General features: G+C 47.6%; 16 protein-coding genes and 1 pseudogene. 15 read left to right on the plus strand and 2 right to left on the minus strand.

What is annotated here, in order from left to right; genetic code table 11:
* From NST69_RS15450 to NST69_RS15510, 13 genes and pseudogenes are all read left to right on the plus strand, one after another.
* Nucleotides 1-948 carry a DUF6005 family protein gene (locus NST69_RS15450; RefSeq protein WP_342549972.1) on the plus strand — a complete coding sequence of 316 codons (948 nt, stop codon included), beginning with the start codon at nucleotides 1-3 and terminating at the stop codon, nucleotides 946-948.
* On the plus strand, nucleotides 911-2284 hold the full coding sequence (locus NST69_RS15455; RefSeq protein WP_342549973.1) for a glycosyltransferase family 4 protein: 1374 nt from the start codon (nucleotides 911-913) through the stop codon (nucleotides 2282-2284). Before NST69_RS15450 ends, NST69_RS15455 begins: the two co-directional genes overlap by 38 nt.
* Nucleotides 2271-4067: an ABC transporter ATP-binding protein gene (locus NST69_RS15460; RefSeq protein ID WP_342549974.1), complete on the plus strand. Its 1797-nt coding sequence runs from the start codon at nucleotides 2271-2273 to the stop codon at nucleotides 4065-4067. The genes NST69_RS15455 and NST69_RS15460 overlap by 14 nt, the downstream gene beginning before the upstream one ends.
* Nucleotides 4064-5608 (plus strand): class I adenylate-forming enzyme family protein, encoded by a 1545-nt coding sequence (locus tag NST69_RS15465; RefSeq protein WP_342549976.1) that lies wholly within the window; start codon nucleotides 4064-4066, stop codon nucleotides 5606-5608. The genes NST69_RS15460 and NST69_RS15465 overlap by 4 nt, the downstream gene beginning before the upstream one ends.
* Nucleotides 5592-5849, plus strand: a complete 258-nt coding sequence (locus NST69_RS15470; RefSeq protein ID WP_342549977.1) for an acyl carrier protein — start codon at nucleotides 5592-5594, stop codon at nucleotides 5847-5849. The genes NST69_RS15465 and NST69_RS15470 overlap by 17 nt, the downstream gene beginning before the upstream one ends.
* Nucleotides 5846-6988 (plus strand): hypothetical protein, encoded by a 1143-nt coding sequence (locus tag NST69_RS15475; RefSeq protein WP_342549979.1) that lies wholly within the window; start codon nucleotides 5846-5848, stop codon nucleotides 6986-6988. Before NST69_RS15470 ends, NST69_RS15475 begins: the two co-directional genes overlap by 4 nt.
* 4 nt (nucleotides 6989-6992) lie before the next feature.
* Nucleotides 6993-7985 (plus strand): hypothetical protein, encoded by a 993-nt coding sequence (locus NST69_RS15480; protein WP_342549980.1) that lies wholly within the window; start codon nucleotides 6993-6995, stop codon nucleotides 7983-7985.
* A 46-nt stretch (nucleotides 7986-8031) separates the two neighbouring features.
* Nucleotides 8032-8844, plus strand: coding sequence for a sugar phosphate isomerase/epimerase family protein (locus tag NST69_RS15485; RefSeq protein ID WP_342550183.1), 813 nt, complete (start codon nucleotides 8032-8034; stop codon nucleotides 8842-8844).
* The gene (locus NST69_RS15490; RefSeq protein ID WP_342549981.1) at nucleotides 8841-10127 is read left to right on the plus strand and encodes an ATP-grasp domain-containing protein; all 1287 of its coding nucleotides are present in this window, start codon (nucleotides 8841-8843) and stop codon (nucleotides 10125-10127) included. The genes NST69_RS15485 and NST69_RS15490 overlap by 4 nt, the downstream gene beginning before the upstream one ends.
* Nucleotides 10124-11395, plus strand: coding sequence for a hypothetical protein (locus tag NST69_RS15495; protein ID WP_342549982.1), 1272 nt, complete (start codon nucleotides 10124-10126; stop codon nucleotides 11393-11395). The genes NST69_RS15490 and NST69_RS15495 overlap by 4 nt, the downstream gene beginning before the upstream one ends.
* Nucleotides 11396-11425: 30 nt before the next feature.
* A complete protein-coding gene (locus NST69_RS15500; protein WP_342549983.1) occupies nucleotides 11426-12484 on the plus strand; it encodes a hypothetical protein in 1059 nt (352 codons plus the stop codon).
* 445 nt (nucleotides 12485-12929) lie between these two features.
* Complete coding sequence (locus tag NST69_RS15505; protein ID WP_342549984.1) at nucleotides 12930-13793, plus strand: hypothetical protein; 864 nt, start codon at nucleotides 12930-12932, stop codon at nucleotides 13791-13793.
* Nucleotides 13794-14179: 386 nt separating this feature from the next.
* Nucleotides 14180-14629, plus strand: a pseudogene (locus NST69_RS15510) (AbiH family protein); the annotation flags it as partial.
* Nucleotides 14630-15319: 690 nt separating this feature from the next.
* Here the strand turns inward: NST69_RS15510 and NST69_RS15515 are convergent.
* Nucleotides 15320-15481, minus strand: coding sequence for a hypothetical protein (locus NST69_RS15515; protein ID WP_342549985.1), 162 nt, complete (start codon nucleotides 15479-15481; stop codon nucleotides 15320-15322).
* Between the two features lie 151 nt (nucleotides 15482-15632).
* On the opposite strand from NST69_RS15515, the gene NST69_RS15520 reads away from it, so the two are divergent.
* Nucleotides 15633-16625: a hypothetical protein gene (locus NST69_RS15520; protein WP_342549986.1), complete on the plus strand. Its 993-nt coding sequence runs from the start codon at nucleotides 15633-15635 to the stop codon at nucleotides 16623-16625.
* Nucleotides 16626-17183: 558 nt separating this feature from the next.
* On the opposite strand, the gene NST69_RS15525 is transcribed toward NST69_RS15520, so the two are convergent.
* The gene (locus NST69_RS15525) at nucleotides 17184-18266 is read right to left on the minus strand and encodes a hypothetical protein (RefSeq protein WP_342549987.1); all 1083 of its coding nucleotides are present in this window, start codon (nucleotides 18264-18266) and stop codon (nucleotides 17184-17186) included.
* 1217 nt (nucleotides 18267-19483) lie between these two features.
* Between NST69_RS15525 and NST69_RS15530 the strand changes: the two genes are divergently transcribed.
* On the plus strand, nucleotides 19484-20455 hold the full coding sequence (locus tag NST69_RS15530) for an ATP-binding protein (RefSeq protein WP_342549988.1): 972 nt from the start codon (nucleotides 19484-19486) through the stop codon (nucleotides 20453-20455).
* Nucleotides 20456-20567 lie beyond the last annotated feature (112 nt).

Here is a 20567-nt window from a genome sequence, read left to right on the forward strand (position 1 = left end):
GTGAAACAAGCCCATTGCTTTCTGAACGGACTCGGTTATGGCTTGGAGCAAGCCGGGTGGGATGAACGTCCGCTCTATATCGGTGCTTGGGACGCGCCATTCAGCGTTACGGAGGACGGCAAGCTGACCTATTTCTCAGCGGACATCACCCCGTCGGAATATTTGCGGCTGTTCACCCGTCTGTACGGGGAAGGGGCCGTGGAGTGGTATGATTACGGGGCCGAAAAGCTCATCAACCTGAAGAAGTTCCTGGAGGTCCTGCGGCGTCATCCGGAGCTTCCTGTTCTGGTACAGCTTGACCTGTTTCATATGCCCTATCAAAAAAGAACGTTTCAAACCATGCATCAGCCCCATTTTGTCATCGTACACGGAACGCGGGGCGATCAATTCGTGGTATACGACCGCTATTTTGAATGGGAAGGGTTAGTGGCCGCGAGCCATGTACACGATGCTTTTCTGAGCAATGAGCTGGGCGGGGGACTGCTGCTTCATCCCGAATGGCTCCATGCGCCGGACGCTCACGAGGTGGCGAGAATCTTCGAGGATACGATTGAGACCGATCCGGGTGAACGGTCGCTAACCGGCACGGTGAGGCGGAGGATTATGCAGACGGTGGAGTCGCCCGATATGTATCCGCCCGGGGCCTTGAAGGATGCTATATCCCAGCTCGGCATCCTCTCCAAACGCAAATACAGCTACGGACTGCTGTATCAATATTTTTCGGAAGCGCTTAATCAAGGTACGGAGCTGTATCAGGAGCAGCTGGAAGGCTTCATAAAAATGTGGAGCACGCTCGCCTACCTGGCGATCCGTACGTCCATGCCGGGACGAACCGGGGAAATCGGACTGCTGGTGGATAAGGTGGAGCAGCTGCACAGGACGGAGCAACAGCTGAAGGAGGAATTGACCGATGTCTATCACCGCTGGAAACCTCGATTTACATGCTGAGTGCAGACCTAGGGTGGGCTGCTTCGATGGCCATTCCCCCCGGTTGAACGAACGGGTGATTGATGACCAATGGACAGGGTATCTGGCTGAATATACGGAGCTGGTCCGCATTCCGCCGGTGCGCTTTGCCAAGATCTTCGGGGGTTCGCTTCGCCAGTTCTCCAAGCAGCCGATGTCTTCGCTTCCGCAAGCATCGGAGCGGCTGGCCCGATTATGCGAGGAATACGGAATGGATACGCTTTATGTGAACGCTCCTTATTTCATGCCTTTCCTGATGCTGGTTCGGAGCTTCGCCAAGCTTCCGCTTCGCTTCATGGTTATCGCCCATTCCGTCGCATCCGCCCGTTGGCTGACAACCTGGCTGTCCTGTGCGCCTTGGATTACCGAACAGGATGTGCTGCTTGCCAGTACGGAATCTTGCAGACAGGCGCTGGTGAATATCTCCCCCCGGTACGCGCATGCCCATAAGATTCCGTTATGCATCGACACCTTGCTGGCTGCGGAGCCGGTTCGGCCGCTTGCTGGTAAACGTCTGCTATCCATCGGCCGGCTGGAAGAGGTCAAGAACATTCATGTGCTCTTAGAGGCTATGACGGAAATCAAGCAGCGTGTCCCGGACACGGTATTGACGATCGCCGGAGAATATACGGGGTCATTGCAGGATGCGGACCGATATCAAGAACGGCTTGAAGCAATCGTAGCGGAATATAGACTGGAGCAAACTGTGGAGTTTACAGGTCCCGTCCACGGGAGTGAGAAAGACCGCCTGTTCCGGGAATCCAGGCTTCTGGTCAACCTCTCCACCGATCCGGGAGAGACGTTTGGCTTCAACCTTCTGGAAGCGAAAGCCTACGGTCTTCCTGTGGTCTGCACCAGCTGGGACGGTTTCCGGGAGCTGCTTGTTGACGGCGGGGACGGTTCCTTTGTCCAGGTAGACTGGTCCGGTGAACAGCCGAAGATCGATCTGGACGAGCTGGTTCGCTGCTGCACCGAGGTTCTGCTGGATGAGAAGCTTCACGGCAATCTCTCGCAAGGCGCGCGGCGCAACGCTCTAATGTACGACTATCGAACTATTATGCCGCAGATCAGTAGTCTCCTGAATGCTCCCCTTGGACAGATAACGGGTGAGGCGGAGGAGACCGCCCTGCTGGAAGCTTCGATGAGAACGCTGAACGAAATCTATCATTGCAGCTTATTGGAAGCGACAGGCTGCTTGAGTGAATCGCCGCTGTCGGTTCTGGATTGGCAGCCGCCCGGTGACACGGAGGAATGGATGCGCAGGGTGAAGCCGCTTATTCAACATTTTGCCGGGAGGAACCATCATGCACACGTTTAAACTCTTCCGACGTCTTGCTCCCTACGTGAAGATCAAATGGAATTTAACCTTGATTGCTTATGCTTGCACGTTCCTGCAATTGGGACTCGTCATGCTTCAGCCCTTAATCTTCGCCTATCTGATCGACCACGTGCTGATTGAAGGAAACCGTGACCTGATTGTCCCGCTGCTTAGCCTTTCCTTGGGAATCGGTGTTCTCTCCATCGTGTTCCTGTTTATCCGGGTAGGTCTGTTCCGCTATCTGGGCATCTGTAATATGCTGGATATCCGGGACGAGCTGTTGAAGCATGTCCGGCAGATCCCCATTCCGGAAATTCAGAAGCATGGACCCGGGAAATTCACGGCCTTGCTCGGGATGGATACAGCTACGATGGGAAATTTTCTCAACCACATTCTGGTCGAGATTACCTCACAGCTGTTTATGATGCTGATCTCCCTCGGAATCCTGTACTATATGGACTGGCGGCTTGGCATCGTTGCGACGCTTAGCATCCCCTTCCTCTTATGGGTACCAGGGCTGTTCCGCAACGCTGTGGTGCGTTATTCGTCCGACGTTCGAACCCACAATGAAGAGATCGGAGCCTATCTCTATGAAGCGATCGAAAGCTCGCAGGAAATCCGGGCTTTAGGACTAGAGGGATGGGAACGGAAGCGGAATGAAACGATGTACAAGGGGCTGGTGAAGGCCAGCACCCGGGAAACGCTATATGCCGTTATGTCGTTTCAAATCAGTGGTTTCGTGATTAGCCTGATTCTGGCTGCCATCTATTGGATCGGCAGCTATCAGGTGCTCAACCAAGTTATGACCGTTGGCATGATGGTTGCTTCCGTAACCTATCTGCAGAACGCTCTGAACCCGGTACAGCAGATTAACAACTTTTTCAGAGAGCTTCAAGGCGCGGAAGTTGCAATGGGCAGAATCGAGCAATTCATCCAGACCCCGATCGATCTCTATTCGGAAAATGAGAGGAAGCAGGCTTCGCCTGCAAGGGAGCCTCAGCTTGAAGCAACGCCGTCCGATATCGAGGTGTGCAGTCTGCGCGTCGGGTACGGTGGAACGGAAATCTTGAAGGATCTATCCCTGTCGCTGTCTCCGGGCAAGGTATATGCTTTCGTCGGACGAAGCGGGGCAGGGAAATCCACCCTTTTCCGGGCGCTTATCGGGATGATGCCCATTCTCGAAGGTGAAATTCGCATCGGGGGACAGAATCTGGAGGAGATGACCCGCAGCGCGATCAGCCGCAAGGTTGGCATCGTGTTCCAGGAGCCTTACTTGTTCCGGGGTACCCTTATGGAAAATATTGCTGTCGGGAAGCTGGACGCGACGGAGGAGATGATCCTGCAAGCAGCCCTAAATGCGCGGCTCGGATCTCTGCTGGATCAACTGCCGGAAGGACTCCACACGAAGATTGACCATAAAGGCTTCCAGCTATCTGGCGGACAGCGGCAGAGGCTGGCTATTGCGCGTGCCCTCTTGCACAATCCCGATATTCTTATCCTGGACGAACCGACCTCCGCCTTGGACCAGCTTACGGAGAGTGAACTCATGAATTCCATACGCCACGCCATGGCGGGCAAGACGGTTCTGGTAGCCACCCATCGCCTGCAAACCATTATGAACGCGGACCGTATTCTGGTGATGGAGAACGGTTGTCTGGTGGCGGAAGGCGACCACGAAGAGCTCATGAAGCAATCGCCTGAGTATTATGCTATGGCATCGACCTTCGAGCGCGATACATCTGTGGCTGGACAGGCATCTCATAAAGAGGAGGTTACGGCATGAATGGCACAGGCACCCTCAGGGAATTGTTTCAACGTGCACGAAGGCATGACCGGGGAATCACTTACGCGGCACGAAGCGGCGAGTCCGATTGGACAAGTTATGCGGAACTCGGAAACCGCATGGACCTGCTCGCTGAACGGCTGAAGCAGGAGCAGCTGAGTCCGAATTTTATCGGGGCCGTCTGGATGGCTCCGACGCCGGAGTGTCTGGCTGTCATCGGGGCAGTCATTTTGGCGGGAGGCATTCCGCTCCCCATCCACAGCTACATGCCGGGACAGGACATGCTTCGCCTCATCCGCAAATTTGAACCCGAAGCTGTGTTCGTCTCTGAAGAGAAGCTTCCAATCCTTGCGGAATGGAACATGCAAGGGGAAGAGCTGCCATTCTGCCTGTATGCAGGTATGACAAGCGGACCGGTTGCAGGAATCAGCGCCGCTCCGCGGCCGGTACGCCGGTACACGCCGCCAGAGGCCGCGCGTATGATATTCCTCTCCTCCGGTTCGACGGGAGAGCCGAAGGGTATCATGCTGAGCGACCACAACATGCTGTCCAATGTGGACGCAATCCTGGACTACACGTCTCTGTGCGACAAGGACATCGTTCTGCTCTCGAAGTCACTGGGGTACTGCTCGACCATTGTTGGGGAATGGTTTGCTGCCATGGCCTCCGGAGCCAATCTTGTGCTAAGCGGGGGCTTCGTGCATCCCTTCGAGATGATCCAGTGCGTCCGTACGAACAAGGTGACCTTCTTATGTACTGTACCATCTGCGATCCTGCCTCTAATCCATTCCGCCAAATGGTCGGCGGAGGATCTGCTCACGCTCCGGCAGATGCTCATTGTCGGCGGCCCGATGCCTGCCGTCATGCTGCTTCGTCTGGCTGACCGTCTGCCTCACGTGCGGCTGACGCCCTCCTATGGACTGACCGAAGCCTCTCCGCGCGTCTCGTATTTGCCCTACGCGCAGTTGAGGACGAAACCGCAATCCGCCGGGATACCCATTAACGGCGTCGAGCTGGCCATCGTTCAGGACGGAAGGGAGGCGGCAACTGGGGAGAGTGGAGAGGTGGTCGTTCGCGGGCCGAATGTGATGATCGGCTATTATGACGATCCGGACCGCACCCGTGAGATCCTAGGCCCCCTCGGCCTGCATACCCGGGATACCGGGTATCTGGACGAGGAAGGATATTTGCACTTGACCGGGCGGACCGATAACGCTCTCCTTGTCGGGGGACACACGGTGTACCCGGAAGCGGTCGAAAGCGTCCTATTAAGCTTGCCGGGGGTGGCAGACGCTGCTGTGTCGGCCGTAGAAGACCTTCAATGGGGACACCGTCTGATTGCCGTGGTCGTATCCGAAGCTTCCACAGAGCCTGTCCGCAGCTCGGAGCTGCATGCCTGGTGCGTAAAGCGGTTATCCCCGGCCTTGCGTCCCAGGGAATTCCGCTTCGTTACGGCTCTGCCCAGAACCGCCAGCGGAAAGCTGGACCGCAAAGCCCTGAAATCTATGGTGAAGGAGGAAGAGCATGTCCACCGAGCATGAAGATCTAATCTTTAAGGTGAGAGATACGATAGCCGCTGTGGCCAAGAGGCTAACAAGCGAGGTCGAGCTGGACCATGCCTTGGTAGATGATCTGGGAATCGACTCCATTCAAATCCTGGAGCTTCTGGCGGCTCTGGAGGATACATTCGGCTTTGAGCTGGATGTGGACGATATTCGCCCGGAATCGTTCCGAAGCGTCCAGGCCGTATTGCATTTTGTAGAACGCAAGGTGGCTTCATGACAGTGTTTGCCTCTAGCCATTTGCAAGAGCTGGCCGACGAATTGCGCCGGACGTACCCGTTTTATAGCCCGTATACGGACGTTGATTTCCATCAGCTGCCGATTACAGACAAACACTTGATCGCAGGCAACCGCGCCCTTTTCGAACATCCCGATGCGGGGCGGGTGATCGAATCGTTCACCTCGGGAACTACCGGAGTGCCGCTGCGCTGCGTGAAAACCCCGGAGGAGATATGGAAGCTCTCGCTGACCCTGTATAGGCATAGAAAAAAGTGGGGGCTGCCGCTCAGACACCGGATGCTGCTGCTGAGCAACCGTCTGCTGGCGGAGCCCAGGTCTCTTAGACATTATGCAGAGCTGATGATCAGGGAAGAACCTCATTTTATCCAGGGGAGAGCTTCCGCTCTCTGCGCGTTGGCCGAATATATGCGTGACGGGGGATATTCGTTGCCGTCTTCCCTCCTGTTTACCCAGAACTGGGGCGAAACGCTGCATGGCTCCCAGAAAGAACGGATCGAGGAGGTATTCCGCGTTCCATGCGTAGACTATTACGGACTGGAAGAGTTCTGGTGTATCGCGTTCGCAGGCCAGAGCGGCCGACTGGAAATCGATGAGTCCTCCGTATATGTGGAAATTATCGATTCGGCCTCCGGACTCCATGTAGAGGAGGGGGAATTCGGCGAGGTGTTGGTCACCTCGCTGATCATGAGGAGTCTGCCTTATGTCCGTTACCGGACAGGGGATATCGGAAGTATACGCAGGGACCCTGAAACCGGCCGTCTCCTTCTTGGGCTGCTTCCCGTCCGAACATCCCAGATTCGGCTGCCGGGAGCGCAGGTGCATTCCGCCGTCTTCCGGTATTTGGACAAGTTTTTTTGGGAGCTTGCTGCAGCCAGAGGAGTCCGTCAATTTCAGATCGTACAGAATACGTACACCTCTTTTTCCGTCCGGCTGGCGACTGAAGCCCCGCCAAGCGAGTTCGGGGACGTACAGACCAAGTTATCCGCTTTTCTTCACCAAGCGGCGGGCAAGCCGGTGAAATTGTCCATAGAAACCGTCTCAAGGCTCGAAGCCGATCCTGTCAGCGGCAAAATACCGTCCTTTGTCTGCCGTATTTCCTCAAATGAAGAAGGAGAATGAAGAGATGACGTCTCATACGGATACGCCGGCTGCCAAGCCGGAAATGTTGAAGCTGGCGGCGATGGAATGTGCAGCTTCCTGCATCCTGACCCACTTATACCGGTCCGGGGCCAACCCTGATCTGTTCCTGCTGGATTACTGGAACGTCAATTATGTATCGCGCATTATTACGGCGAGCCAGCATGTTCGATTGAACAAAAGCTTGCCCTTTCTGTACGGCATCCATCTGGTCTACAAGGGAACTGGACCTGAGCCTCTAAAGCAGTCTGTTCAGTCAGGGAACCGTGCGGTAGTGAAATGCCGCCCATCCGATCTGGATTTTTTCCCTCACCATATGCTGAGCATGGCGGAGAGCGGATTCGAGCATTATATCCTCGCAGACAGCTTCGATGAAGCGCGTAACGCCTTCAGAGTATTCGATCCCATTGTCGATTTCAACGGATTCCTGACCGGAGAAGAGCTTATGCGGGCATCGGCGGAGCCGGGAGAGGAGGAAATCATTTTCTATGAGCTTCAGCCGGATCAAGAAGGGAAGGGGTTCGAGGCTCCCGGCAAGCATGATATCTTCGCCTACGCAGCCAAGCGAAACTACGAAATGTATGTCCGTTCTCAATACAGTTCGGGTACCGCCGCATTGGACAGCTTTGCCCGGGATTTGCAGGAATCTCTAGCTTTAAGCCCGGAACAAACGTCGAACTGGCTGAGCCAGAACTCGATCGGCATTGCTTCCATAACTAAGCTCCGCTCTTCCATATGGAATAGCTTTGCCCAGCTGGGCGTGATGGACAAGGGGCAGGCGCTGGAAGGGACGAACCGAATCAGCGGGATCGTGAAGTTATGGACGACACTGAATTTCTTGCTTGTGAAATACCGCAAGAACATCGGGGACGAAGCGCTGCTGCGTTCGGCTCTTGCCAGGCTGCGGGAAATTCGGGATGCGGAGCTTCAATTCCTGGCCTGGATGAATGGAATAGGCGGTGATCTGACTGCGGTATAATCTATGCACGATTTCTTTTCGGCATGAGCTGGTATCCTTCCAGGAGCTGCTTCGTTATGCTCTTGATAAGGGCTTCAACGGTATAGAACTGTGGGGCGTGCATGCCAAGGCTTTGCTTCGCCAACGGGGCCAGGAGCTGGGAGATATGCTGGACGAAATGTTCAGCTACGGGCTCGAAATCAACATGCTGAGCGATTATATCCCTCTCATGGGGAATCTCCCAATGGACGTTCTGCTTAAGGAATGGCAGGACACCGTACAGGCGGCCAAAGCGTTCCACACCAATAAGCTGAGGATTTTCGCCGGAAGCCTGAGCAGTCAATCTCTTGATGAGAAGGACTGGGAGCTTTGCACCGAACGTCTAAATATCCTTTGCGCCATAGCAGAGAGGGAAGGGGTCTATACCGTGGTTGAGACTCATCCGGGAACCGCTGCCGACGGCATAGATTCCACACTTCAACTGCTCAGGCAAACCGGCCACCCTGCCTTGAAGCTGAATTTGGACTTTCTGCACATTTGGGAATCGGGCGCTGATCCCCTTGCCGCCTACGAACGCCTGAAGCCATGGATTGTCAATATCCATCTGAAGAATGTGGAAGCCCGGCAATGGCTCGAAGTATTCTCTCCTTACAATATCTATTCTCCGAGCGGCAGCCGCAGAGGTATCGTATCCTTGGCCGATGGAGAAATGGACTGCCAAGCCATCATGAAGCGCCTTATCCTGGACCCTACCCAGGCCCCAGTATCTCTGGAATGGTTCGGAGCCAACCCCTTTCAAATCTTAAAGTCGGAGCTAGGCTGGCTTAAAGGGCTGGAGTCCGGTCTCAAGCCGGAGAAAGTGGAGGTGACGGGAACATGAATAACGCACCTTATGTGGAGCATCTGACCGGAACGCGCGCACCGAAGCTCTGGTACTCCAATATTAATTGGGAACAAGGAAAAGCCGCTCAAGAGATTCGCTTACCCCATATTAACAATGCGTCCGGAGACCGGCTCGTATCGCAAATGGATCTCTACCAGATTTATTTGGCTGACCGGGATGATCTTGTTCTCCTGAAAGAGGCTCCAGATCCTGAATTTCTAGCTTATTTGGAAGAAGAGAAGATCATCATGCCATCCATCGCGATTGGCGCACGGTCTGAATATACGGGTGAGTTTCGCAGCCGGATTGCTGTTCCTTACTTGATGGACGAGCAGGAGGAGCAGTTTCTCAAGGAAAGCGGAGGGAGCTGGATCGGCCCGCCAGCCCGATTGTCCGTGGAACTGAACAGCAAGATCGCAACGCGTAAATTATGCGAAGAAATCGGCTTTCCAGTCAGCGACGGCAGGATATGCGAGGGGCTTGACGCGATCCGCCGTTCTTGCGCCGAGTTGGAGGGACGGCATCCTGGAGCCCGGCTGGTTGTAAAAACCGCTTACGGTTCTTCCGGCAAAGCGCTGTTCCATATCCATCGGGGCTCGGATTTGGAGACGCTGCTTGGATATTTAGAGAGGCAGATCTCTCGGGGAGGCGGGCAACCGGTTGTGACGGTGGAACGCTGGCATCAGGTCGAGCGCCATCTGACGGCACAGCTCTGGCTGGGGAGAACAGATTGCGAGATCCTGGCTATGACCGAGCAGAGGATTACGGATGCAGGAGTTTACAGGGGGAGCCGTCTGCACCCGGACCTGCCTGAATCCTTGATCGTAGCTTATACCGAACAGCTGCAACAGCTGGGTAAATCTTTACATTTCCGGGGCTACGAGGGTTTCATTGGGGTAGACTCCATACTGGATGAAGACGGAACTTTAATACCGGTTATTGAGATCAACGCCCGTCTGACCATGGTCACGTATTTGCTGAAGATCCGCAAGCACTTGCTCGAACGCGGGTTTCCTAGAATGGAGACTCAATCCTATGATTTCAAGCTCCACCCTGGAGCCCAATTTGCAGAATTTGCCGAAAAGGTGACCTCGATAAGGATCTCTGCCGGACAAGGCGGGGCATTCGTGTATGGTTTCCACCAAGACGGGGAATCGGCAGACCGTATCCGGCCTTGCCGGGTCTCGGCTCTGAGCTGGGGTGTGGACGATGAAGCTGAGAAGCTTGCCCGTCAAGGGCTGGAGGAAGCAATCATGGAATGGAGGGGAGCTGTCATATGACTATGGGTTCACAACGACTGTCGAATCAGCAGGAAGTGGGCCATCCCTTTTGGCTGGAAGCAGCCCGGCGGTTTGGATCACCTGTTTATGTGTATGACGAGGGCAAGCTTGCCTCCGATTATTTGTCGCTGCGAGACGCTTTGCCCAAGGATGTAACGCTATATTATTCCATGAAGGTCAACCCCAATCCGGAGGTATGCCGTCTCATCAACGGCTGGGGTTCGCCGATCGAAGTCGCATCGGTGGGGGAATATGAGATGGCCCGCTCTAACGGGATAAATCCCAACAGCATCGTGTTTACCGGACCGGGCAAAAGCGCGGACGAGATTCATCATGTGCTTCGCCATGGGATCTACGCGATTAATGCGGAGTCCATCCCGGAGCTATTCGTCATTCACGATGAAGCTACTGCGCTTGGTATTACTGCTCCTGTTATGTTAAGGGTCAATTTGTCTACTGGAGCCAAAGGCTCGCGTATGTCATCGGTCGGACTTGCCTCCCAGTTTGGCATCGACGACAGTGAAATTAATGAAGCGGTGCATACCGCCATTAACCTTGAAGGGCTAGAACTGATCGGATTGCATACGTACCAGGGCACGCAAAATTTTCACCTCGACTTTTATCGGGAGAGCGTTCCGATGATGTTCGGTCTCACCCGGCAGGTGCGAAACCAATTCGGCCTGCAGCTTCGATGCTTAGGGCTCGGCGGCGGTTTCGGTGTTCCCATGTTTGAAGGCGATGAGCCGTTTCCTGTCGAAGCTTTCGGGGCGTATCTTGCCGGGGAGTTAGAGCGCAACCGGGATCTGGAATTGGAAATGGTATTCGTAGAATCAGGGCGGCGGATTGCCGCAACGATGGGGATTTATGCGGTCAGAGTGCTGTACACCAAGCTCTCCAGAGGCAAAGCCTTCGCCATTGTCGATGGGGGAACCCATCACCGGGCTTTTTCCAGCCTGATGGGACGAAGCTTCAAGCAGCCGCTGCCTCTTCAGCTTTGGAAGGCGGGGGAGCGCAGGCTATACGAATCAGGTGAAGGAGAAGGCCGGATCTCCTACAATGTTTGCGGTAAATTGTGCACTCCCGCAGATGTGCTGCAAGGCAGCGTCATACTACCCCCTCTAGAGCCGGGGGATTGGATCGCGTTTCCCCATATGGGGGCATATGGCTTAACCTGCGGCAATGTTCATTTTCTGTCTCATGCTCTTCCGAAGGAAGTGATTCTCCGCCCTGACGGTACGTTAAATGATGTGAGCTGGCTATCCACCTAATCAGTGAGTTCATCAAAGGGAGTTGACCATGTGACACCTGCCCATCGGATTGTGCCTTATAATGACATATGGCTTGATTGTGTCAATAATAACTTGATGGCGATTCTGATTAGTCATCATTCATCGTTCGAGAAGCTGCCGCTGACCTTTAAAACACAGTACTGGAAAAAACTCATCAACCAGACCTTCCCCGAAGACAATTTTGAAAGCTTGCTTCAGCAAGGATTAATGCTGCCGAAGGTTCAATATGATACTGAACAGCTCTATCATTATCTTCGCTTTGAGGATCAGCTTCTGGAGCAATCGGATATCCCTTTCCTGGATGAGATGATTCAAGGCGCTTTAGACAAGAAGAAATATGTCTTTCTTGATGTGGACCGTTTTTTTTATTCCAGTGGAAGAGAAGCCGGAAAAATACATTTTATCCATCCGACCTTTATTCATGGAAAAAGTGCCAGTGGGGAGGCATACACGGTAATTGAAGATTGCTTATCTCCAGGGCGAATGCACGATTATCAAACTCCACTTGAAGTCATTATGGAATCTACCCAATATCTAATGAAAAGCGGCAAAAAAGTTAGATTCATAATGGTTTTTGTGCATGAAGGATCGATCAGGAATTTTAACCACGAATTTTCAGTACAGGACTCGTTTATCTCAGAAATGAGAAGCAATCTATTGGAGGATAAAGTCGTTTTTCTTGAGCAATATGGTCTTCATTATCAGTTGGGTCTAAAAGCGTTGACCGATTATGTAGAGGAATTCGAAGAACTTGTAGGTAATTTGAACGAGATTAGCATATTTGCCTTGAGAAGCAGTTCTTTTGCGCAGAATCATAAGAAGAATAACAGGCTTTTTAAGTTACTGGAAGATCAATCGTCCCATACCAATCTCTATAAGCAGTTAGCAGAACAAAGCATGGACCTAAGTCGTTTATGGGAAATTTATAGAACGACAGTTATTAAAATGATCGCATCTAATCGTGTTCGTGATCAAGCTATCGTAAAACTCGAAGAGATTGTGAAGAAAGAATATCACATGGTCCAGACGATGGAAATGGCAGCTGAGGTTAGTAACCAATGCAATTGAGATGATCTAAATGATAACTAAAGAAAAGACGCCTTTTAGTCAGGTGTCGAAGGACAAGAACATAGTCCCATTAGAGACCGCGCTTTGCGTGGGTTTTCTGTGTTATGGGATCAAGTTCTTGTCCTTTGCTCAGGACAAGAACTTGATCCCATTGCCGATAATGGACAAGAACATGGTACTATTGCCGATTTGATGAATGACTAATCATAAGATCGTTCAGGTATATTAAGAAGTAATTTCGCAAGGCTTTTTTAATCTAATCCTTAACCTTACGATTACAACAAGACGAAAATCCATCATATTGATAACCTTATCGAATGTGCTTTGAGGATTAATCAAAACAAGACTTCTCGATGCTAAGACGATTTCGATTCATTTTTCTAAAAGCAGTTCTTGAGTTATAATGTATTTTCAAAAAGAAAATCAATAGGATGGTTGGTTGTTAATGGCAAAGATAGTAATAGCGGTACTTGAAGACGATGGAACATTCAGGCCTAATGCCGTCCAAGACATTAATGAATGGAATAATGGTGAAAAAAATATCAATGTTATGTTAGAAAAATCAGGATATACACTGTTTGATATTTTATTTAATGACTTAGGGAAAATTATATTAAATGAGGGTAAATTCAAATTTACACATATATTCACAAAGTCGACAGAAGAAACGGCAATGCGACTTATGGGAAATATAGCAGAAGCAATAATAGTTAGAAGATGTTCCGAAAGTATTGAGTTAAATGAACGGTATATAACTATTGCAAGAAAGGGGAAAAAGCTCCTAAAAACTACAGAAAATTATATTGCAGTTGCTACAGGCCACAAAAAAACAAAGTCTTTACATCCCACTAAATATAATCCTAATCATACACAGAATGATATTATATGGCTGGATAAAAATAATCCAGATTTTCAGCTTTTAGAAGAGGGGGCAAAGGTAACAAGCGGGAAAAGCGCAGCATTACAAGTTAAAGCGAGCAATTTTAACAGTGATTATGTATTTAAGGAATTAAAAAATGAAAAATATAAAGTTCCAATTGTATACTTTGGAATGAGAGATAACTTTTATAAGATAAAAAATAAAATTATATTGTATCAAAATGTGAATAACGTCAACAATAAATTTATTGATATAAGAGATATTGATTCTGAGGCATATATTCAATATCTTGAGTACAAGCAAATTATTAAGAAATTAATTGATAAGGAGATTGAAGTATCAGATTTGATCAGCACTAAAGATACTCTACTAAGTACCGGGTTGTTACTAACAGAAAAAAGTAACAAAAGTCCCATCATTTTTACGTGAAGAAAAAGTTTGCTTGAACCGCTTCAATTAACTAAAAAAGGACTTATGTCTGTGGACAAGAACATAGTCCCATAAGAGCCCGCGCCCAGCGCGGATTTTCTGTTTTAAAGGACCAAGTTCTTGTCCTTTGCTCAGGACAAGAACTTGGTCCCATTGCCGAAAATGGACAAGAACATAGTACTATTGCCGATTTGATAACCATCAAGTATGTTATAAACAGCAGGATACAGCCTCACCACTGAATAGATAGTGCTACGGGAGGTGTGCATCGGTCAAAAGAATTTGTGTTTCTATGAAATTTACCCAGGATATGATGATGACGCAAAGAAAGCCATGCTATGAAATGACTTAGAAACCAATCTCGCTAATCAGCCGTTAAAGAAGTCTATGGAATTGACGATATAGACATTTTACACGTCCATGGGTCATTGAATAATGGTCCATTCGGTGATGACCCGATATTGGGCGTGGTAATATTACAAGAATGGAAGAGATCCAAGAACAAGCAGGTGAAGCAGAAGAGAAGAGAAAAATTGTTGAGCATCTGTGGGGCAATTCAACGTTATTACGAGGAGACCTATAAGAACATAAAAGAATATATGTACAAATTGGATAAATTACGAGGGAAATGTATCGATGAAATTATTTCTATCAGTCATTCTATCGTCGGTGTGGATCTTCCTTATTTCAGCAGTATAGATGAGCTTTCACAGGAGCAGGCTAAGTGGATGGTTTACTATTATTGGGAAGGTGAGAAGCAAGCTATGTATAATAGTTTGCTTGAATGTGGAATTTACCTTGATCGGATTGAAATGAGACAATCGGACGAGTTCTAAGATTTTTAATCAATTAGCTGCAAAATGGACGGTTCATCCAGTCATCGGTAGAGGAAGGAGAATGGCGGCACTTCTTTGCTACTACCGGGTTCATCGGGTAACGAGAAATAAAGGAAGAATTCTCGGCACCACCGATGAGGAGTAACTAGTCGTATCAAGCTCCGAAGCGGGGGAGTTTGCCTGACAACCAATCTCCTTTTTGGACAGGCAATAAAATAGATTGTCTGGTGCCACTGACGCTTCTTCACATCAGTTTGGGAAGAGTGGGAGAGTCATGTAAAAACATGTCCGAGTTTGCCAGACATTCGAGCTGAGAATGTTAGTTGAATAAACTGAACTTGGCAGTCGGCTAAAGGTCCGGCTGCCTTTTTTTGATCCATTTGGAGTTTAGTTAAACAAGATAAGTGGAGATTCTTTGTCGCATTTAATGCAACCATTGTTTGAAGGAGTAAGGGCATTTTATTGTTTATATAGAGATGCCAAACAGCAGAACGCGGCTGGGTGCGGACCGAGGGGCCACGTTCTCTTTGCCATGCGTATCCGGTCAGACGCGCCGGACGTACCGAAATCAACTGTGCTCCGGATCACCGGTAGGCCTGATGCTCCACCACACCGAGCTATAGAGCAGTGTGACATTTCATAATTAATTCTAAGCATATCAACCTAGACACCTCCTGTTAGGAACGTCACCTAGTTGTAACGGAGAAGATTGAAAGGATGGTTGGAGCCGATTAAAGGTCCGTCTACATTTCTACGTGCCTGCATCGCTACCGGAGCCTGCAGATGATAAGCGTCACCGATCTGCTGCTGGGTCACCGATGCTGCGGTACCAATAAGGTTGGCGCTGTACATTAAGGAATGACCCTGAGACAACCGGTGAGGCGTTAGAATATGTACACATTGATTGTAAACAACTTATGACGAGTGGGGGTGGAGAGCGGACTTTTGGCAAGACGGAATTCTTAAGGTTCACATTAATATTCCCTTTCAGAAGCCAAAAAAAATGAAACTTGAACCCTTACAGACAGACACATGGGTTCCTTTAGCCAAAGACCTTCAATCCGTAGAATTATTGAATTCCATGCTTCGTTCAGATCCTTTGAACCCTGAAGGAGTTGACCAGTTTGCACAGACATTTGGTTTAGAGAGCTTAGCTTTTCTGTCCTTTGATCATCTTAACATGCTGGATGACAGCATGCTTGAGGAGAGAGGGATTATTACGCTCCTTGAGAATAAGTCAAAACTAAGAGTTAATGAAATCATACTGGATGTATTGGAGGAGCCTCTAAAGAATTGTGGTTATACTCTCTTACCTACTGCTCAAGGAGGATATAATGAAGATAGAGTGATTTTCTTTAAAATGATAGATTCCTACCAATATAGGATACTACTTAGTAAAAATGGAGATCTGTTTTCTAAATGGATTAAGTTACATTATGCCCCCCCCTATAATAATTATGAAACATATATCTGGCTGAATGAGAATGGATATGAGCCAATCTTTCCGTACAATAACGAAAGTGAGCTGAGAACCTCTCTACTGGAAATACTTCGGCATATAGAAATGAAAGGAATTCCATGGCTGGAGTCCCAGCGGATTGAGTCTATAAATGTTGAAGCGGTTTATGAGAATGTATTGAATCCTTATTTAAATAAACATGGCTTTTTTTTGCGTAAAGAAGTTGGAATAGGTAGAGATGATAACTATAGTTCAGAGTTTATCTATCAGACTATGGACGAAAAGTGGCGCATTTTATTTAGACATGGGAAAGTTTTCCCAAAAGTTTATATTTATATGAAAAGATATAACGAGCTGATTGATGCTACTCTGCATGACCCTGAATCAAATATATCAATATCTGGGGGGATTTTTTCTTACAAAACATCGCATGAACTTGGGGAGCAACTTCTTGTGGCTGCGAAGGGTTTTATTTACTTGATGCAATATGAAGCCACATTAAGATTCAGAACAAATCAAGAAGGTCCTCAGTTTTAACAATTAAGTTTAATCTAGAGCAAATAAATTTTAAAACAAGGCTGAGCCCATAGTCATATCCTTACTTAAGCTCAGCCTTTTAATGCTGTTTCAACCCGTTAATTCGGGCAGTTATTTACATGCGTTGCGTCTATTCGGATTCAGAACGAGAAAATCCTCTGAAAACTCGAACAGTTTGGCACCAGCTCATTCATACCAGACTCCAGTTTAAAGTCCATTTCCTCCTGGTAAAGCAGAACCAGAAATAAACATGAACCTGATTTCCATCTTTCGTATGGACGGTGCTAACCTCTTCAGGAAGAGCAAAGAGGATCATTGCTAAAGGGATTTGAAATTTCTAGTATTCCACTAATTGAGGCGCTACCTAATGCAAAAATTTCAAATGTGAAGGATAAGGGCTGGCAGAGGTGCAGGAGAATTAAAGAGACCGTGATACTGCCCGTGTCGAGCGAATAATATGTACAACTACTGAAGCTGACAATTTCTCATTTGTCACAATGACCATTAACTAGCTTCATTAATTCATCACTTCATCGCTTAATCAGGGCAGATAGTCTATTAGTCAAGAACGCTAAAATCCATTTTAGAAAATAATGTTTCTAATGGTATTCCTTTTATCTCGCAATATTTGACGAGACTGGATACTAAAGGCCAACCAGCACCTTTACTGGTCACATAATAATAGTCCCGGTTATCTTCTTTGTCGTGGTAGACAAAACCAGCTTGTTCTAAAACAGTATATTCTTCAAATAGTGCTCTGCTGTTCATTCGAAGGTGAGACTCTACTTCTCTGACTAGAGCGACCCTATCCTCATTAAGCGCCCTCGCTGATGGCTTGGAACGCTCAAGAATGCCTGTGAGAATTTCTCTTGAGTTCTGCGTTAAATTGCGCAATTCTGAAATGTATCGTACGATACTCTCTTTAGTTTCATGCAGATCATCGGCACTTAAATCCCATTGTAAGATAGTATTCATCTGAGCTGCGGTTTGAGGTTCAGCATAACTGTACTCTTTTCTTCTCGCCAAGTAGCCTTCAGCGGTCTCGTAGTCTTTCTTATTTAACGTTTCGCTTAACATTTGCTTTAATTCTTCAATATTATCGCGCTCATATGCAAACCGCTGATATTCAAGATTAAATTGTGTTTCGTCCAGCGTGTTAAGGTTTGTAAAGAGTGCAGCAGTATGATCGGGTCCAAATACGCAGTGATAATTAGTTTTCAGGCTGCTTAATTCGTTGATCAAATGGCTAATTTTCATTGTGTAATTATTGGTTTTGTCCTGTATTGGACTACAAATTAAGATGTAATATTTATCTAATGCATGGAAAAATGATTCTGCAAGCTGCCGTTTTACTTTGGACTGAAATTCTTGTTCTGAAACGTCATAATGGCTTTTAACCTGAAATCCAATTTTGCAAAATCCTTCTATGGTTAAAATAAGGTCTACTCCGTGATCATTCATGGCTTGGGTAATTTCGAGATGGATGTTTCCTCCCAAGAATTTTCTGTTAGCATCAAGGTAATCTCTTAATTCTTTAACCAAATCATCATGCTTTTGACCGTTAAATAATGTGGTTTGTCCGCTGTCTATTCCCCGATTAAGTAAGATTGTAAGGCTTGTTATAAGTTGTTGTTTCTCCATGGTTTCCCCCCATAGTAATATCGCATATCAATATAAGTTACACAACGTAATTATCATTCTTGAACATAATTTTACCCTATTTGAAATGGATTAACTACTTACTATGGCCTCTACTGCTAAAAAGAATCTTTTTGAAAGTTTAATAAATTATGAGTTGAAAAGATTGTCTCTAATTCGCTGAGAATGAGGTGCGCCTAGGTCGGGCCGACAATATCACAAGGACTGCGGCAAGTTGGATTTGGCTTAGACGATGGATAAAACACTAATAGACCGCAGCTGCAGGCGGAAAAACGGTGCCCCGATACTGGAAGTGCAGACTCGCGAACATTTAAGAAAGACTTCCAAGTGTAGTCAGCAAGGAAACCGAGAAGAACGATGAGAGTCGGGGCCGGAGTCGTTTACAGTTTAACGTCTGGTATTGTTCCAGGACCAGGGCCGGGCATTATGTTTGAAGACGACAGTTTTTGCTCTATATGCCACCTAGTAGTAGCTAGAATCGCAGATGCCGTGCTGGTCAGTATGGTCAGCGATTCAGTCAAAAAAAGATTAGCAAGCGGCGTAAGCGAGGGGAAAAGGAAGATGAGCATCACTGAGATGGTCCACCTAGAGCGTCACCGATCTTGCTGATGCAGTTGGGCCGTCAGGGTCGGCAATACTATAATCGATGACCAGGGACAACCAGTGATGATCCCATCATGGGCCTCAGAGTTGGTCGAAAGTCCAAGCACATAGTAAAAACTGTGTATCTACAACCTAGAATTAGAGAAACAGTTTTTACTTATGGCTAGGAAAAAGAAAGCATGGCTTACTGCCTGCCTATTTATCTTCTGGACTATCGAATGCTCTAGTAAAAACACTGCTCTTTCCTCGTACTGATGTATCCCATAAAGGTAACCAGAAGGCACTTGGAACATGAGCGGTGTTGTCCCGGTTACGATCCGGTTCTATCGGTGACCGTTGCAACTGGAGCTGATGGAATTCGCCAGCGGTTCAAGCAGTAGGGGGGTGAGAACCAATTAGTGTTATGGTTTGATTTATAGGGACGATCCGGCTGCCGGTATCGGCCATTGTAACTGGTGAGCATTAATGGTGGTACCGGCAAGCCTGACAAGAGTAATTCGTGTGAGCTATTATCAATATTTAGTTGACTAGTGTAAGAAATTTTTTTAATGTAATTTAAGAGACTGCTTTCATAATGAATGGAGTGAACATTTCAAATGAATAATGCCATGTCTATTTATGAGAAGATTATTGATGAAGGTTATATAGGGATTCAAAATATGATTGGTTTTAGGGAGGAAAACTTATTTTTGGATTTTAAAGAGAAAAGTTCACAGGTTAAACCAGGAATTGAAAAAAGCGATAAGGGTACATATGCTAAAGCATTATCAGGTTTTTCAAATTCTTCTGGTGGAGTCATTGTGTGGGGGATTAAAGCAAAAAAGCTTCAAGAAAATAGTGCAGATATAGCTATAGAATTGAAGCCAATTAAGGTGCTTAAAACTTTTTTGACTGATCTTAATGGATTAATTAATGAGGCAGTTGTTCCGTTAAATACAGGTATAATAAATCAAGCTATTTATGTAAATGATGATTCGGGAACTGATGAAGGATTTATAATTACTTATGTTCCTGAGAGTGATTTAACCCCGCATAGGGCGATGCTTGGGGATCACTCATATTATACTCGAGCTGGGGACAGCTTTATTAAAATGGAACATTATATGCTTGAAGATAGTTTTGGAAGAAGACAAAAGCCAAGACTCGGGTTATATTATCATTTGAATCCTGGAGCAAGAAATGGTGATAAAAATTTGTATTCAATTACATTTGGTATAAAAAATACTGGTAAGTTTCTTGCAACTTATCCTGCAATAAAACTCACAAATTTAAAAGGGTTAGATCTTTCTCAAGGTTTTAGGAGCTTAAATTTAACCCATATACCAAATACTATTCCAGGTTACTTTGCAGGTGGTATTAACGATGTTATTCACCCCAATACACATATAGAAGTCTCTAACCTCCATCCACAAGACGATTGGACTACAAAGCAAGGATTAGCAAAAAAAACAGCTGCTAATGAGGTATTATCCTTCACATTTGAAATTTTTGCATCAGGTTGCGCCCCAACTAGTGGAATACTTGAAATTTCAAATGAAGAAATTAGGGATTTTATTATTTATAGTTGATTGTTGCACCTTAATCGGGCACGGCAGCCCTCAGCAAGCGATGAGTTATAAGTAATTTTCACACGTTTAAATCTGATGGAGTACTAGAGTGATTATAATAAATGGTAGGCAT

Origin of the sequence: Paenibacillus sp. FSL P2-0089 (genome assembly GCF_038595095.1) — a bacterium.
Taxonomy (GTDB): Bacteria; Bacillota; Bacilli; order Paenibacillales; family Paenibacillaceae; genus Paenibacillus_AQ; species Paenibacillus_AQ silagei.

What these genes read in the sequence shown, in the direction of transcription:
- NST69_RS15455 (WP_342549973.1), top strand. Translation starts at nt 911, where the DNA reads ATGTCTATCACCGCTGGAAACCTCGATTTACATGCTGAGTGCAGACCT.
- NST69_RS15460 (WP_342549974.1), top strand. Translation starts at nt 2,271, where the DNA reads ATGCACACGTTTAAACTCTTCCGACGTCTTGCTCCCTACGTGAAGATC.
- NST69_RS15465 (WP_342549976.1), top strand. Translation starts at nt 4,064, where the DNA reads ATGAATGGCACAGGCACCCTCAGGGAATTGTTTCAACGTGCACGAAGG.
- NST69_RS15470 (WP_342549977.1), top strand. Translation starts at nt 5,592, where the DNA reads ATGTCCACCGAGCATGAAGATCTAATCTTTAAGGTGAGAGATACGATA.
- NST69_RS15475 (WP_342549979.1), top strand. Translation starts at nt 5,846, where the DNA reads ATGACAGTGTTTGCCTCTAGCCATTTGCAAGAGCTGGCCGACGAATTG.
- NST69_RS15480 (WP_342549980.1), top strand. Translation starts at nt 6,993, where the DNA reads ATGACGTCTCATACGGATACGCCGGCTGCCAAGCCGGAAATGTTGAAG.
- NST69_RS15490 (WP_342549981.1), top strand. Translation starts at nt 8,841, where the DNA reads ATGAATAACGCACCTTATGTGGAGCATCTGACCGGAACGCGCGCACCG.
- NST69_RS15495 (WP_342549982.1), top strand. Translation starts at nt 10,124, where the DNA reads ATGACTATGGGTTCACAACGACTGTCGAATCAGCAGGAAGTGGGCCAT.
- NST69_RS15505 (WP_342549984.1), top strand. Translation starts at nt 12,930, where the DNA reads ATGGCAAAGATAGTAATAGCGGTACTTGAAGACGATGGAACATTCAGG.
- NST69_RS15515 (WP_342549985.1), bottom strand. Translation starts at nt 15,481, where the DNA reads ATGTACAGCGCCAACCTTATTGGTACCGCAGCATCGGTGACCCAGCAG.
- NST69_RS15520 (WP_342549986.1), top strand. Translation starts at nt 15,633, where the DNA reads ATGAAACTTGAACCCTTACAGACAGACACATGGGTTCCTTTAGCCAAA.
- NST69_RS15525 (WP_342549987.1), bottom strand. Translation starts at nt 18,266, where the DNA reads ATGGAGAAACAACAACTTATAACAAGCCTTACAATCTTACTTAATCGG.
- NST69_RS15530 (WP_342549988.1), top strand. Translation starts at nt 19,484, where the DNA reads ATGAATAATGCCATGTCTATTTATGAGAAGATTATTGATGAAGGTTAT.